The organism is Nocardioides rubriscoriae (genome assembly GCF_008087085.1).
In the GTDB taxonomy this organism is placed as follows: domain Bacteria; phylum Actinomycetota; class Actinomycetes; order Propionibacteriales; family Nocardioidaceae; genus Nocardioides; species Nocardioides rubriscoriae.
Map to the genome: position 1 here is coordinate 38,892 of NZ_VIYJ01000007.1, position 14,407 is coordinate 53,298.

The window sequence follows — 14,407 nt, forward strand, 5'->3', positions numbered from 1 at the left end:
AGGCGAGGACCGGCCGACCCCCGTGGTGGGTGGCCGGTCCTTCGCTGCTCCTGGTGGTGCTCGTCGGCGTCATCACCTGGGCGGTGGTCCTGCCCGGTGACGGCGAGGACGCGCCCTATACCGCTCCGATCCCGACCGCCACCCTGGTCGCCGTCGACCCGACGGGTGCCGCCGAGAGCCTGCAACGACTGGTCGCGGCGCTCGCCGACGGCGACCGGGCATCGGCCACCGCGCTCGCCGCGCCCGATGACGGCGCGACCGCGGCTCGTCTGGGCGACCTGGTCGACGTCGCGGCGGCCGCCCGGCTCAGCGACGTCACGATGCGCTACATCGACGATGACGGGGGCCTGTCCGCCGACGGCACCTGGGCGGCCACCGTCGACGTGGGTTGGGCCTACGCCGGGTTCGACCGCGAGCCGACCTCGACCGAGGTGTCCATGCGCTTCCGCTCGACCCCGGCCGGCGTGGCCATCGCCGGGATCGGCGGCGGCGACACCTCGGTACGCACACCGGTCTGGATGAGCGGGCCGATGCAGGTCAGCCGCTCGGCCGACCTGCTCGTGGTCGCCGCGGTCGGGACCGACCTGGCGGCCTACGTCAGGCTCGCCGAGACCGCCGTCCCCACGGTGTCGGAGGTGGTCACCTCCTGGCGGCCGCGGCTGGTCGTCGAGGTGCCGGCCGACGGCGCGGCCCTCGAGGCGGCGCTGGGCACCGACCCCGGTTACTACGCCCAGATCGCGGCCGTGACGGGTGCCGGCGGCCCGGTCGGGAACGGCGCCCCCATCCACATCTTCGTCAACCCCGACGTGTTCGGTGGACTCGGCCGCGCCGGACGCGAGGTGGTGCTGGCCCACGAGGCCACGCACGTCGCGACCGACGCGCCGTCCAGCCAGGGCCCGACGTGGCTGACCGAGGGGTTCGCCGACTACGTCGCCCTGCGCGAGACCCGGCTGCCGCTCACCAAGACGGCCGCCCAGGTGGCCGCGCAGGTCCGCGCCGACGGACCTCCCAGCGCCCTGCCGAGCGCCGCCGAGTTCGACACCCGCGGGCCCCACCTCGGCGCTGTCTACGAGGCCGCCTGGTTGGTGTGCGTCTCCCTCGCCGAGCGCGGGGGCACGGCCGACCTCGCGGCGTTCTACGCCGACGTCAGCGACGGCACCCCCCTCGACCGCGCCCTGCGCCGCGACTTCGACTGGTCGCGGGCCGACCTGGTCCGCGCCTGGCGCACACGCCTGAGGCAGCTCCCCGGCGCGGCTGCGTGAGCGAGCGGCAGGTCGCCCGCGCCACGCTCGTGGTGGGGCTGCTCGCGCTGACCGTGCTCGTCGTGGTCCTCGTGCCGCGCGACGTCGTGCCGGGCGGCCCGGTCACGCCCGCCCCCGTGGCGACGGTGCTGTCGGCCGACGAGGTCGAGCGGGCCGAGACGTTCTCCCGCTGGGCCCGCACGTGGAGCTGGTCGTCGCTGGCCCTGTCGATCGTCGTGGCCTGCTGGTTCGGGCTGACCGCGCGCGGGCGTCGGCTGGTCGAGAGGGTCCCCGGGCCCTGGTGGGTGCAGGTCCCGCTCGCGGTCGCCGCCCTGGTCCTGCTCGGCCGGCTCGTCACCCTGCCGTGCGCGGTGGCGCTCCAGCGGCTGCGGCTCGACAGCGGCCTGAGCCGCCAGGCGTGGACGGGGTTCGCCACCGACCAGCTCACCACGCAGGGCGTCGCCATCGTCTCCACCTCGGTCGCCGTCCTGGTCGTCGTGGGAAGCGCCCGGCGCTGGCCTCGGGCGTGGCCGGCGGTGAGCGGCAGCCTGCTCGCCGCCCTCGTCGTGCTCGGATCCTTCGCCTACCCGCTGCTCGTCGAGCCGGCACTCAACGACTTCGAGCCCCTCCCCGACGGTCCGCTGCGCACCCAGGTGCTCCGCCTGGCCGACGAGGAGGGCGTGCACGTCGACGACGTGCTGGTCGCCGACGCCTCACGTCGTACGACGACCCTCAACGCCTACGTCTCCGGTCTGGGCAGCACCCGCCGGGTGGTCGTCTACGACAACCTGCTCGACTCGGCCAGTCGGGCCGAGACGTTGTCGGTGGTCGCGCACGAGCTCGCCCACGCCCGACACCGCGACGTGCTGACCGGCACGCTGCTCGGCGCGGCCGGGGCGCTGGCGGCCACAGGCCTGCTCGGGCTGGTCCTGGCTGCGGCGCGACGCAGGGGCGCGCCGGGGCCGGGGGAGCCCGGCATCGTGCCGTTGGGCCTCGCGCTGGTGGCCGTCGGGAGCTTCCTGGTGCTCCCGCTCGACAACGCGGTCAGCCGCCAGCTCGAGACCCGTGCGGACGTCGACGCCGTGCGAGCCACGGGCGACCCGGCCCCGTTCGTGTCGCTGCAGCGCCGGCTGGCGGTGCGCTCGTTGGCCGACCCGACACCGCCGGCCCTGTCACAGCTGTGGTTCGCGAGCCACCCAGGCGTCCTCGTGCGGGTGGCGATCGCCGACCGTGTGCGAGCGGTACCTGGATGAGGGCACGTCCTGCGTGAGGTGGCCCGGCAGCGAGAGGGCCCCCGACGCCCTCGGGCGTCGGGGACGCTCTCGGCCGTCACGGCTAGGGGCAGGTGGTGCCCTTGGTGGAGATGCAGGTGTTGGTGTTGGTGAAGGCGTTCTTGATTTGGGTGCCGAGGAGGAAGACCACGGCGACAATGACGGCGGCGATGCCGGCGACGAGCAGGCCGTACTCGACGGCAGAGGCGCCGCGCTCGTCCATCTTGGCGAGGCGGGCGTTGATCATGATGCGGCCGTACTCAAGCATGGGGATCTCCTGGGTCGTGCGTTGGTGGGAGGGAGCAAACAGCAGTGCGCTGGGGAGGTTGCGCGACCAGTCTTGAACGCGCCCGGTCCGACCGCATCGGCGCATCGTCTGGATCCACCTAGTCCGAAATGACTAGGCAGGGGAGACGGAGGCTCCGATGCGCGACCGGTCGACGGGCCGGCTGGGGCGGTTCAGCAGCCGGTGGCCTGACCCTTGGTGGACACGCAGTTGGCGGTGCCGTCGAAGGCGTTCTTGATCTGGGTGCCGAGGAGGAAGACCACGGCGACGATGACGGCGGCGATGCCGGCGACGAGCAGGCCGTACTCGACGGCGGAGGCGCCGCGCTCGTCCATCTTGGCGAGGCGGGCGTTGATGAGGATGCGACCGTAGCTGAGCATGTGGATCTCCTGGGGAGCTTCGGGGGAGGCGGGAGGGATGCGGGGATCCGGGGTACCAGCGAGGCCGGTCGGGGAGCGGGACACCGCAATGATCATCGTGTCGGCGCGCGGGCCAGGTGGCCATCAGCAGAACGCACGACCCGCCCTAGTCACTTGTGACTAGGGCACCGGTCACCCGGACGTGGCCCGATCCCCGCTCTCCGGGCGTACCGACCGCAGCCGCCCCGTCGTCAGGGGCTGCTCACTGCTCGTGCGGCTGGATGCTCGACAGCAGCCCGATGCGCATCGCGGTGACCAGCGCCTGGGCGCGGTTGGCGGCGCCGAGCTTCTGGTAGATCCGCGCGATGTGCGACTTGGCCGTCGACTCGCTGAGGTAGAGCTTCTCGCCGATGGCGGCGGCGCCGAGGCCGTCGGCGAGCAGCATCAGGACGTCGTGCTCGCGCTCGGTGAGGTTGGTCGACTCGCCCGAGGCGCGGCGCATCATCGCGCCGACCAGGCCGGTGCAGACGAACGCGCGCGGGGACACGTGCGCGTGCCGGGCGGCCTTGATGACCTCCGAGGACGGGGCGTCCTTGCCGACGAAGCCCGAGGCGCCGGCCTGCATCGCGGCGAAGATCTGGTCGTCACCGGAGTGCATCGTCAGCACGATGATGCCGGTCTCGTTGCTGGTCTTGCGGATGGTGCGCACGATGTCGAGGCCGGTGCCGTCCTGCAGCTGCAGGTCGGCCACGACGACGTCGGGAGCGAGCGCCTCGTACTTGGCGACGGCCTCGGTCACCGAGGCGGCCGTGCCGACGACGTCCATGTCGTCCTCGAGGTCGATCACGGCGCCGAGGCCGCTACGGATCAGCTCGTGGTCGTCGACGAGCAGGATGCGGATCGGTTGATCGCTCATGGAATAACTCTTCCAGGGTTGAGGTGTGTCGGGAAGGCCTGGGCCCGGTCGGGCTCACGCGATGCGCACGGTGACCAGGAGTCCTGCCCCGGGGTTGTCGGTGATGGACAGGTCGGCGCCGATGAGCCGGGCCCGCTCCCGCATGATCTTCAGGCCGTGGGAGTCGCTGCGGGCCGCCTGCAGGCCGCGGCCGTCGTCGGCGATGGTGATCAGCGCGGCGGGTGCGTGCACCTGGCAGTTGACCTCGATGCTGGAGCACCGGGCGTGCTTGATGGCGTTGTTGATCGCCTCCTGGGTGATCCGGAAGAGCTCGGCCTCCACCTCGGGACGCAGCCGGGTCGAGTGCTCGTCGAGGGTCACCTGGATGGGGATGCGTGAGGACTCGCTGAGGTGGCGCGCCACCGCACCGATCGCGACCCCCAGCGTCTCGGACTCGCCGATGCTGGTGCGCAGCGTGAGCACCGACTGCCTCACCTCGGCGACGATCTTGGTGATCCGGTCGCGCAGCATGGCGAACGCCTTGGCCTGCTTCTCGTCGGCCGGACGGGCCGCGAGGGCGTCGACGAGGTAGCCCAGCGAGGCGATGTCCTGGGCGACACCGTCGTGCATCTCGCGAGCCAGGCGCTTGCGGACGTCGGCGGACGCGGAGTCGCGGAAGTCGGAGAAGAGCATCGCGGTGTCGAGCTGGACCGACTTCGCGCGCAGCGCCTCCGGCAGCCGCAGGATGGTGCGCTCGACCTCGATGACGTCGAGGTCGGCCGAGGGGGACAGCCGCCCGGCGACCACCACGGAGTCGCCGACGGGGAACGCGAACGCGAGGTCGTGCACGATCGGCTCGGAGCGGGCCCAGGACTCGACCGCGAGCTCCTCGGCGTCCTCGAGGGTGCTCTGCCCGTCGACGCTGCGCGTCACCAGCGGCATCAGGACCTCACCGCGGGGGACGTAGACCGCGAGCCCGACCGTGGGGATCTGGTCGCCGACGTCGCTGACCACGGACCCGGCCAGGGCGGTGACGTCGAGACCCGAGCTCAGGTCGTCGGACAGGTCGAGGAGCTGCCGGATGAGGCGCTGGGCGTCGAGGTACGGCGCGAGCTCGTCGACCTCCAGCTCGAGGTTGGCGTGGACGAAGCTGCCGATCATGCCCAGGCCCAGGCCCGCCATCGTCCAGGTGAAGATGGTGAAGCTCTGCTCGGCGGAGATGCGTCCCGCGATCAGCAGCGCCAGACCGACGACGGTCACGAGCTCGGCACTGATCGCGAGCAGGGTGCCCATCAGGCCCCGGGTCACCGCAGCGACGAACGGCGGCACGCACAGGGCCAGGAACACCGTCTGGTCGTCGCCCAGGGTCAGCCCGCACACGAGGCCGGTGAGCGCGGCCTCGACGACCGGCGCCTCCCGCACGAAGAGCTGTTGGCGCTCGACGAGGCTGGCGACCAGCCAGACACCGGCGACGCCGGCCAGGGCGACCATCGCGGTGCGGTTGTGGTCCCACAGGATGGGACCACTGAGCGCGACGAGGGCGAAGAGCCTGGCGCCGACGGTGATGCGTTGGGTCCGCAGACCGGTCATGGACCTATCGACCACCGATGTTGTCGATGATCTGGAGCGCGGCCGGGCCCATCACGGCGACGAACAGGCAGGGCAGGATGCAGAAGATCAGCGGGACGGTGATCTTGACCGGGACCTGCTGGGCCTTGGTCTCGGCCCGCTGCCGGCGCTTGACGCGCATCTCGCTGGACTGCACCCGCAGCACCCCGGCGATCGGGATGCCGAACGCGTCGGCCTGCACCATCGCGCCGACGAACGACTTCACGTCCGGCACGTTGGTGCGGTCGGCCATGCCGCGCAGGGCGGCCGACCGGGTCTGGCCGATCTGCATCTCGGCCAGCATCCGGGCGAACTCCTCCGACAGCGGGCCCTCGGTGTTGCGGGAGACCTGCTGGCAGGCGGCGTCGAAACCCAGCCCCGACTCGACGGAGATGGTGAGCAGGTCGATCGCGTCGGGCAGCTCGCGCGACAGCTTCTCGGAACGGTTGTAGGCCGTCTGGTAGAGGTAGAGGTCGGGCGTGAAGAACCCGAGCACGAGCCCTCCGAGGGTCATCAGCACCAGGATCGGCGCGTCGGCGCCGAGCACCAGCCCCAAGGCGAAGCCGACCGCGGTCAGCGCGATCGCGGCGAGGACCTTCACCGACACGACCCGGTCGGCGTTCCAGTCGCGCGGGTTGCCGGCGTAGTCGAGCCTGCGCTGCAGCCGATCGGAGGAGTCGGCGCCCGTCAGCCGGCGACCCACCGCGAGCAGGCGCTGCTGTAGCGGCTTGAGCACCCGCTCGTCGAACGGTCGCTCCAGCTCCTGGGTCAGCTCGACAGGTGCGGTCGTCATCGCCTCGAGCACGGCCAGCGAGCGGTTGACGCCGGCCTGGGAGCCCCCGGCGGTGAAGGCCATCGACACCAGGACGATCGCGAAGAGCACCAGGACGACACCCAGCACGAAGAGGAGCACCATGCTCAGACCTCCACCTTGACCAGCTTGCTCATCCAGAAGACCCCGACCCCGAGCCACAGCGCGGCCCCGACGATCATGATGATGCCGCGGGGGTCGGTGAACAGGACCGTGACGTAGTCGCGCTGCGCGACGAGCAGGTAGAGCAGGAACACCGGCGGCAGGGAGCCGAGCACGATCGCGGAGAGCTTGCCCTCGGCCGACAGCGCAGCGACCTGGCGCCGCATGTACTCCCGCTCGCGCATCGTGGCGGCGACGGTGTTGAGGAGCTCGGCGAGGTTGCCGCCGACCTGGCGCTGGATCTTGATGGCCATGACGACCCAACGGAAGTCACGGCTGTCGAAGCGGTCGGCGACGCTGTCGAGGGCGTCCTCGAGGGGGACGCCGATCCGGGTCTCGACGAGCACCCGCCGAAAGGCCGACTGGATGGGCTCGGACCCCTCACGCACGATCGTGTCGACCGACTGCATCAGCGACAGGCCGGCCGACAGCGAGCCGGCCATGAGCTGCAGGGTCTCGGGCAGGAGCGCGTCGAAGGCCTTGCGGCGTCGCGTGGCGCGGATCCCGAGGTAGACCCAAGGACCGACGAGCCCGAGACCCATGAAGATCAGGCCGACGACGACGTTGGCCCGCCCCAGGAGCAGGCCCACGAGCGAGACCATGACGAAGACGCCGGCGTGCACCAGGAGCCACTCGGAGGACTTCAGCTCGCTGCCGGCGGCCTCGAGGCGCGCGGAGATACGGGCGTCGAGTCCCTCGTTGCGGTCCAGGAGGCCGGCGATCGCGTCGCTGGCCTGCTCGCGCAGGTCGATCTCGGGCTGCTCCTTGGTGGGCCCGGGGCCGTAGGTGCTCAGGGTGTAGGACGAGACCCGCTCCTCGGCGCTCATCGCCACGGGCTTGGCCGGCGCGAGCATCAGCAGGGCGACCAGGAGCCCGAGCCCGAAGACCCCGACCCCGACGTAGACCAGCCACTCGGGGGTGCCGGCGGAGGCCGACGGGCCGGGGACCTGGGGGATCGACGTCAGCGCGTCGGAGACCGAGGTGTCGTCGGCGACCGCGGTGAAGGTCGACTCGGCGACGACGTCTCCTGTCGGGGACGGCAGCACGACGCGGACCGAGACCTGGCCGTCGGCGACGTCGGACGGCACGTCGATGCTGACGGCGACCTGGCGCGCCAGCACGTCGGCCTCGGCGGAGAACGTGGCGGCCAGGGCCGCGCTGTCGGAGGGGATCAGCCGACCGGTGTCACCGGTGATCTCGTCGAGGGCCCGCAGGGCACGACCCGACTGCTCGAGCGCCACGACGTCGACCACGACGCCCTGCGAGTCGTCGATGGCCGCCGTGACGTCGGTGAGGGCGGTCCGACTCGTGTCGGCCCCGTCGGACAGCACGAGGACGGTGCGTTGTCCCTCGGTGCCGGTGAGGTCGACGGCCTGGACGACGCCGTCGTAGAGCAGGGTCTGCCGGCTCAGGGTGAGCCCCTCGACCACCGAGCGGGCGACCTCGCGGTCGGTCGTCGGCTCGAGCTCGGTCTGCACGTCGGAGTCGAAGGTGACGATGCCGACCGCGACGTCGTCGGGCACGTTGTCGAGGAACGTCGTGGCCGCGAGCTTGGCCGCGGCGAAGCGGGCGCCGGCCATGGAGTTGCTGGTGTCGATGGCCAGCACCGTGGTGCGCTGCACGCGGCTCGTGCCGTCGGCGATGCGGGCCGCGGTGGCGGCGTACGGCGTGCCGTCGACGCTCGCGCTGACCGCGCCGAGGTCGACGTCGGCGTCGGCCGGGACGTCGACGCTCACCTCGAGTCCGGAGCCGGTGCGCTCGAGGCTGACGATCGAACCGTCGCCGTCGGCGGCGAGCGCCGGCGCGCAGGCGCCCAGCAGGACCAGGACACCGGTGGCGGCCGCGGCGAGCAGGCGCCGGCAGGCGGTCCGGGCGACCACGTGGCTCACCTGCGGTCCGAGGCGAAGATGATCGGGTCGACGTGCACGTTGACCTCGGCCATCTTCTCGAGGAACTTCGGCCGCAGCCCGGTCGGGCGCATCCGGCCCAGGGTGCGCCCGTCGGCGTCGAAGCCGGGCCGGGTGTCGAAGACGAACACGTCCTGCATGGTGATGACGTCGCCCTCCATCCGCTCGACCTCGGTGATGTGGGTGATGCGACGGCTGCCGTCCTTGAAACGGGTCTGGTGGACCACGAGGTCGACCGCGGAGGCGATCTGCTCGCGGATCGCCCGGATCGGGAGGTCCATCCCCGCCATCAGCACCATCGTCTCCATGCGCGACAGGGCGTCGCGTGGGCTGTTGGAGTGCAGCGTGCAGATCGAGCCGTCGTGACCGGTGTTCATCGCCTGGAGCATGTCGAGGGCCGAGGCGTCGCGGACCTCGCCGACGATGATGCGGTCGGGACGCATCCGCAGGCTGTTGCGGACCAGGTCGCGGATCGTCACCGCGCCCTTGCCCTCGATGTTGGAGGGCCGTGACTCCAGCCGGACGACGTGGTCCTGCTTGAGCTGCAGCTCGGCGGCGTCCTCGATCGTCACGATCCGCTCGTCGGAGGGGATGAACGACGACAGCACGTTGAGGGTCGTGGTCTTGCCGGAGCCGGTGCCGCCGGCGACGATGATGTTGAGACGACCGCGCACGCACGCCTCGAGGAAGTCGGCGGTCTGCGGGCTCAGCGAACCGAAGTTGATCAGGTCGTTGATCGTGAGCGGGTCGGCGGAGAACTTGCGGATGGTCAGCGACGAGCCGTCGATCGCCAGCGGCGGGATGACGGCGTTGACGCGGCTGCCGTCGGGGAGCCGGGCGTCGACCATCGGGCTCGCCTCGTCGACGCGGCGACCGATGCGCGACACGATCTTGTCGATGATGCGACGCAGGTGGGCCTCGTCGGTGAACGACGTCTCGGCCGCCACGAGCCTGCCCTGCTTCTCGAGGTAGATCTGCGCGTGGCTGTTGACCATCACCTCGGACACGTCGGGGTCGCGCAGGTAGGGCTCGATCGGGCCGTAGCCGAGGATGTCGTCGCTGATCTCCTGGGTGACCCGCGCGCGGTCGCTCGTGCTCAGGGGACGGTCCTGCGACCCGAGCACGTCGGACAGCACGGCACGCACCCGCTGGTCGAGCTCGTTCTGGTCCATGTCGGCGTCGTAGAGGTGGGGACCCAGCTGCTTCAGCAGCTCGACGTGGACGCTGCTCTTGAGCTCGTCGAGCCGGTCGGCCTGGCCCGACGCCAGGGTGCGACGCGCCTCGGTCCGGGGTGCGACGGTGGCGCGCGAGGCCGAGGGCTTGACCAGCCCGGGCGCCGTGGCCGCGGTGGGCGCGGGGGACGGCGCCGGCGCCGGGGCCGCCGGACGACGGGCCGGGGGGGCGGACGCCACCACGGTCCCGGGGGCGTCGAGGGGATCGAACAGGGGGTCCGACAGGGGATCGGTCCGCACCGCGTCGGGCGCCGTCGGGACCTGCTGGGCCGGCTGGGCCGGCTGGACCGGCTGGGCCGGGTCGTCCTGCTGGGCCTGCTGGGTCTCACGCCTCTCGGCGTCCTGCGCGTCGGCCGCGCGACGAGCCGCGGCCAGGCGCTCGGAGAGCGTGCTCACGACGCGACTCCCTTCCGACGTCGAAACAGGCTGCGCTGCTTGGCGGCGTCCTCGGAGCCGCCGGCCCGGTGGACCTCGCCGTGCAGCGGCGTGGGCGCGGCGACCGGCTCGCCGGTCAGGACCCGCGCGAGGGCCCGGATCGCCTCGCTGCCCGCGTGGCGGGGATCGTGGACCACGATCGGGCTGCCGGCGTTGGTCGCTGCGGCGATGTCGAGGGACGTGGCGATCTGGGTGGACACCGGCATCCCGAGGATGGCCTCGACCTTGTCGGCGCTGATGCCGACGGCGTCGTCGGCCCGGTTGAGCACCAGGTGGCGGTGGCCGCTGGCGATGTCGAGCATCTCGAGGGTCTCGAGCGCCACCTTGACGTTCTTGAGCGTGGGGACGTCGAGGGTCGCCACGACCACGCACTCGTCGGTCTCGTCGAGCGCGGTCAGGACCTGGTCGTCGAAGCTCGGTGCGGTGTCGACCACGACGAAGTCGAAGCCCTCCTTGAGCGTGCGGAGGATCCGTGAGACCAGGACCGGGGTGATGCGTTCGCGGACGTCGGGGTGCGGGGGGGCCGCCAGGATCATGAGGGAGTCCTGGTGGCGGGTCAGCAGCCCGTCGAGCATCGTCAGGTCGAGGGAGTCCTCGGCGCCGACGGCCTGCTCGATCGAGTGGGTCGGGAAGAGCTGCATCGTGATGGCCACGTCGCCGAACGCCAGGTCGAGGTCGACCAGGCAGACCTTGCGGGCGCCCCCGGCGGTCAGCGCGAGGGCGAGGTTGACGGCCATCGTGGTCTTGCCGACGCCTCCCTTGGGGGAGAACACGGTGACCACCCGACCGACGTGCAGGGCGCCCGCGGGTCCGCGCAGGGCCTCGTAGAGCTCGTGGGCGTGCCGGATGGCGGTCCCGACCGCGGCCACGTCGTCGCTCTGGATCACGTCGCGGGCCCCGGACTTCATCGCCTGGGTGAGCGTCGGGGTGTCGAGGGTGCGGACGACCAGCACCACGCTCACGGTGGGACGGGACGTGCGCAGGTCCTCGCAGATGCCGAGGGCCACGTCGAGGGCGACGTCGGGTCCGAGCACGACGACGTACTCGTCGGGGTGCTGGTCGAGCCAGGCCATCATCCGGTCAGGGGTGTTGACCCCGTGGGCCCCGGAGGGCATGGCCTTCAGCAGCGAGGTCACAGTAGGGGCGTCGGGCTCGACGAGGACGGGCACGCGGGGTCAGCCGTTCGCGTTGCGGCCCGGAGCGGCGAGCTCGAGCTGCTGCTGGAAGGACTTGATGTAGGCGGCGCACACCTTGGTGTTGCGCACGTCGCTCGAGTCGTTGCGCAGGGCGAAGGTCAAGGTGACCTTCTGGCCGGTGCCGTCGCCCCCGTCGCCGGCGGTCTGGAAGCCGATCAGCGTCGAGGCCTGCTCGGAGTCGACGGCGACCGTCAGCAGGGTGACCGGCACGGTGTCGCTCGGCGCGGTCGCGCCGTCGGCGACCGGGGTGGAGCTGACGGTCTGCGAACCGACGCCGAGGACCAGCAGGTCGTCCTCGATGACGCAGGCCGGCACGATCACGGCCGCGTTGTCCGGGGTGTCCGGCTGGGCGGACTCGGGGATCACCGGGGTGAAGTAGACCGCGACGTGGGACCCGGGCTGGGTGAACGACCCGACGCGGCCGGCGTCGGTCAGCTGCAGCGTGATGGCGGTCTTGCCCTCGGGCAGCGGCAGGGTCGGGGTGCCCTCGATGTCGTCGATGGTCCCGAACTTCTGGGTCAGCAGCTGCTCCCCGGCGTAGATGGTGGTCAAGGCGATCGCGTCGGCGAAGTCGCGGCCGTTGTTGGTCGACCCGGCGAGGACCTGGCTCTCGGGGACCTGCTCGGACAGCAGCTTGCCGGCGTCGGCCGCGGCGGCGGCGGACTCCCCGGGAAGGATGTCCTGCGTGGCCACCAGGACCGGGACGGTGCGCTGCTTGTCGGCAGCGCGGTCCTCGGCGCCCTGTGCGTAGGCGAAGACGAGCCCTGCGCCGAGCGCGGCGACGAGCACGGCCACCACCAGGAGAATCTTGCGACGGTCCACCGACCCAGAGCCTTTCCCTCGACCGGGCGCGCGGAGGTGCGGCCAGGTCCCTCGTTCTGTGTGGTCACTTTAGGGCTCCATGACGGCGCCGTAGGTGAATCGGGACAATTACGACGGAGTCGGTCCTGACCCCTAGCCGTGGCCGACCCGGCCCGCTCGCAGCCGCGTCCGCCACCACGGTGTTGCCCAGAGTTGACGACGTCGAGGGGCGCCGTACCCACTGCGGGTCCAGAGATACGGCTCAGAGGTAAAGGGCGGCGATCTCGTCCTTGTGCTCGCGCGTGACGACGTTGCGGCGCAGCTTGAGGCTCGGGGTCAGCTGCCCGTCCTCCTCGGACCAGTCGGTGGTCAGCACCCGGAACTTGCGGATCGACTCGGCCTTGGACACCGCCGCGTTGGCGTCGTCGACCGCGCGCTGGATCTCGGCGAGCAGGTCGGGGTCGTCGGCGAGGGCGGCCGGGGTCGCCGACCGGCGTCCGCTGCTCTTGCCGTGGGCGTCGGCCCACAGCGGCAGCGCGTCGGCGTCGAGGGTGATCAGCGCGGCGATGAACGGCTGGCGGTCGCCGACCACCAGGGCCTGGCTGACCAGGGCGTGGGCGCGCAGGCGGTCCTCCAGGACGGCGGGGGCGACGTTCTTGCCGCCGGCGGTCACCAGGATCTCCTTCTTGCGGCCGGTGATGCGTACGAAGCCCTCGTCGTCGACCTCGCCGACGTCGCCGGTGTGGAACCAGCCGTCGGCCTCGAGCGCCTCGGCCGTGGCCTGCTCGTCGTTCCAATAGCCGTGGAAGACCTGGCCGCCGCGGAACAGCAGCTCGCCGTCGTCGGCGACGCGGACCGCGGTGCCGGGCAACGGGCGCCCGACGGTGCCGACCCGCAGCGCCCCGGGCAGGTTGACGGTCACCGCGGCGGTGGTCTCGGTCAGGCCGTAGCCCTCCAGCACCGTCAGCCCGATGCCGCGGTAGAAGTGGCCGAGCCGCTCCCCCAGGGGAGCGCCGCCGGACACGGCGTGGGTGCAGGCACCCCCGAGCGCGTCGCGCAGCGCGCCGTAGACCAGCCGGTCGAAGGCCGTGTGGCGGGCGCGGACGGCGAGCGAGGCGCGGCCCTTGGGTCCGTCGAGTCCGCGCGACCAGGCGATCGCCGTCTCGGCGGCGCGGTCGAAGATCTTGCCGCGGCCGTCGGCCGTGGCCCGCTGGGAGGCGGTGTTGAAGATCTTCTCGAAGACCCGCGGCACCGCGAGCACGAAGGTAGGCCGGAACTCCTGCAGGGTGGCCGCCAGGTGGCGCACGTCGCTGCTGTGGCCCAGCCGGACCCGGGAGCGGACGGCGCCGATCTGGATCACCCGGGCGAAGACGTGGGCCAGGGGCAGGAACAGCAGCGTGGCGGGCTGCTCGCCGTCGGCGCCGGGGGTGAAGAGCTCGTCGAGCTCGTGGACGGTGACCCCGATCTCGGTGAGGAAGTTGCCGTGCGTGAGCATGCAGCCCTTGGGGCGTCCGGTCGTGCCCGACGTGTAGATGAGGGTCGCCAGGTCCTCGGGGCCCACGGCGGTGCGACGGGTCTCGAGGTCGTCGTCGGGCACGTCGGCGCCGAGCCGGGTGAGCACGTCGACGGCGCCGTGGCCCGCGTCGGTGTCGATGGTCCACACGTGGTGCAGCGCGTCGAGGCCGGCGCGCACGGAGGTGATCCGGGCCAGGTGGTCGCGGCCCTCGGCCAGGACCGCGGTCGCCGCGGAGTCGCGCAGGATCCACTCGAGCTGCTCGGCCGACGAGGTCTCGTAGACGGGCACGGTCACCGCGCCCGCGCACCAGATGGCGTAGTCGAGCAGCGTCCACTCCCAGCGGGTGCGGGAGATCAGCGCGACCCGGTCGCCGGCCTCGACGCCGGCGGCCACGAGGCCCTTGGCGACCGCGCGCACCTGGTCGAGGAACTCCTGGGCGGTGACGTCGTCCCACGTGGTCGTGCCGTCGGGGCCCGTGACGCGGCGCGACAGCACGACGGCGGCGGGGGCCTCCACGGCGTTGCGGACGACGTCGTCGGTGAGGTTGCCGGTGGTGGGGACGTCGACGGTCAGGGGTGTCGAGTACTCACGCACGGGGCCGATTGTGCACCCCGCGACACCTCCGGTGCCGCGCCGGTCGCCGTACTGCACGCATCCGGTAGCCTCCACCGAGCCCAGGTCACACGT

12 protein-coding genes are annotated in these 14,407 nt (G+C 72.0%); 2 read left to right on the forward strand and 10 right to left on the reverse strand.

Annotation, left to right across the window (positions count from 1 at the left end):
- Window positions 1–29: 29 nt before the first annotated feature.
- Complete coding sequence (locus tag FZC61_RS13020; RefSeq protein ID WP_148614626.1) at window positions 30–1,262, forward strand: hypothetical protein; 1,233 nt, start codon at window positions 30–32, stop codon at window positions 1,260–1,262.
- On the forward strand, window positions 1,259–2,494 hold the full coding sequence (locus FZC61_RS13025; protein WP_148614627.1) for a M48 family metallopeptidase: 1,236 nt from the start codon (window positions 1,259–1,261) through the stop codon (window positions 2,492–2,494). The genes FZC61_RS13020 and FZC61_RS13025 overlap by 4 nt, the downstream gene beginning before the upstream one ends.
- Before the next feature lie 82 nt (window positions 2,495–2,576).
- On the opposite strand, the gene FZC61_RS13030 is transcribed toward FZC61_RS13025, so the two are convergent.
- The 10 genes from FZC61_RS13030 to FZC61_RS13075 form a co-directional block, all read right to left on the reverse strand.
- Window positions 2,577–2,780: a Flp family type IVb pilin gene (locus FZC61_RS13030; protein WP_211357240.1), complete on the reverse strand. Its 204-nt coding sequence runs from the start codon at window positions 2,778–2,780 to the stop codon at window positions 2,577–2,579.
- Between the two features lie 191 nt (window positions 2,781–2,971).
- On the reverse strand, window positions 2,972–3,178 hold the full coding sequence (locus FZC61_RS13035) for a Flp family type IVb pilin (RefSeq protein ID WP_148614628.1): 207 nt from the start codon (window positions 3,176–3,178) through the stop codon (window positions 2,972–2,974).
- 241 nt (window positions 3,179–3,419) lie between these two features.
- Window positions 3,420–4,073, reverse strand: coding sequence for a response regulator (locus tag FZC61_RS13040; RefSeq protein WP_148614629.1), 654 nt, complete (start codon window positions 4,071–4,073; stop codon window positions 3,420–3,422).
- A 54-nt stretch (window positions 4,074–4,127) separates the two neighbouring features.
- On the reverse strand, window positions 4,128–5,642 hold the full coding sequence (locus FZC61_RS13045) for a sensor histidine kinase (RefSeq protein WP_148614630.1): 1,515 nt from the start codon (window positions 5,640–5,642) through the stop codon (window positions 4,128–4,130).
- Window positions 5,643–5,646: 4 nt separating this feature from the next.
- A complete protein-coding gene (locus tag FZC61_RS13050) occupies window positions 5,647–6,576 on the reverse strand; it encodes a type II secretion system F family protein (RefSeq protein WP_148614631.1) in 930 nt (309 codons plus the stop codon).
- 2 nt (window positions 6,577–6,578) lie between these two features.
- Complete coding sequence (locus FZC61_RS13055) at window positions 6,579–8,513, reverse strand: type II secretion system F family protein (RefSeq protein ID WP_148614632.1); 1,935 nt, start codon at window positions 8,511–8,513, stop codon at window positions 6,579–6,581.
- A gap of 5 nt (window positions 8,514–8,518) precedes the next feature.
- A complete protein-coding gene (locus FZC61_RS13060) occupies window positions 8,519–10,168 on the reverse strand; it encodes a TadA family conjugal transfer-associated ATPase (RefSeq protein WP_246142673.1) in 1,650 nt (549 codons plus the stop codon).
- Window positions 10,165–11,376, reverse strand: a complete 1,212-nt coding sequence (locus FZC61_RS13065) for a CpaE/TadZ family protein (RefSeq protein ID WP_148614633.1) — start codon at window positions 11,374–11,376, stop codon at window positions 10,165–10,167. Before FZC61_RS13065 ends, FZC61_RS13060 begins: the two co-directional genes overlap by 4 nt.
- Before the next feature lie 6 nt (window positions 11,377–11,382).
- A complete protein-coding gene (gene cpaB / locus FZC61_RS13070; protein ID WP_148614634.1) occupies window positions 11,383–12,225 on the reverse strand; it encodes a Flp pilus assembly protein CpaB in 843 nt (280 codons plus the stop codon).
- Between the two features lie 241 nt (window positions 12,226–12,466).
- Window positions 12,467–14,314, reverse strand: coding sequence for an AMP-dependent synthetase/ligase (locus FZC61_RS13075; protein ID WP_148614635.1), 1,848 nt, complete (start codon window positions 14,312–14,314; stop codon window positions 12,467–12,469).
- Between the last annotated feature and the right edge of the window lie 93 nt (window positions 14,315–14,407).

Coding starts and splice junctions, on each gene's coding strand:
- FZC61_RS13030 (WP_211357240.1), bottom strand. CDS start 2,780: ATGCTTGAGTACGGCCGCATCATGATCAACGCCCGCCTCGCCAAGATG.
- FZC61_RS13035 (WP_148614628.1), bottom strand. CDS start 3,178: ATGCTCAGCTACGGTCGCATCCTCATCAACGCCCGCCTCGCCAAGATG.
- FZC61_RS13040 (WP_148614629.1), bottom strand. CDS start 4,073: ATGAGCGATCAACCGATCCGCATCCTGCTCGTCGACGACCACGAGCTG.
- FZC61_RS13045 (WP_148614630.1), bottom strand. CDS start 5,642: ATGACCGGTCTGCGGACCCAACGCATCACCGTCGGCGCCAGGCTCTTC.
- FZC61_RS13050 (WP_148614631.1), bottom strand. CDS start 6,576: ATGGTGCTCCTCTTCGTGCTGGGTGTCGTCCTGGTGCTCTTCGCGATC.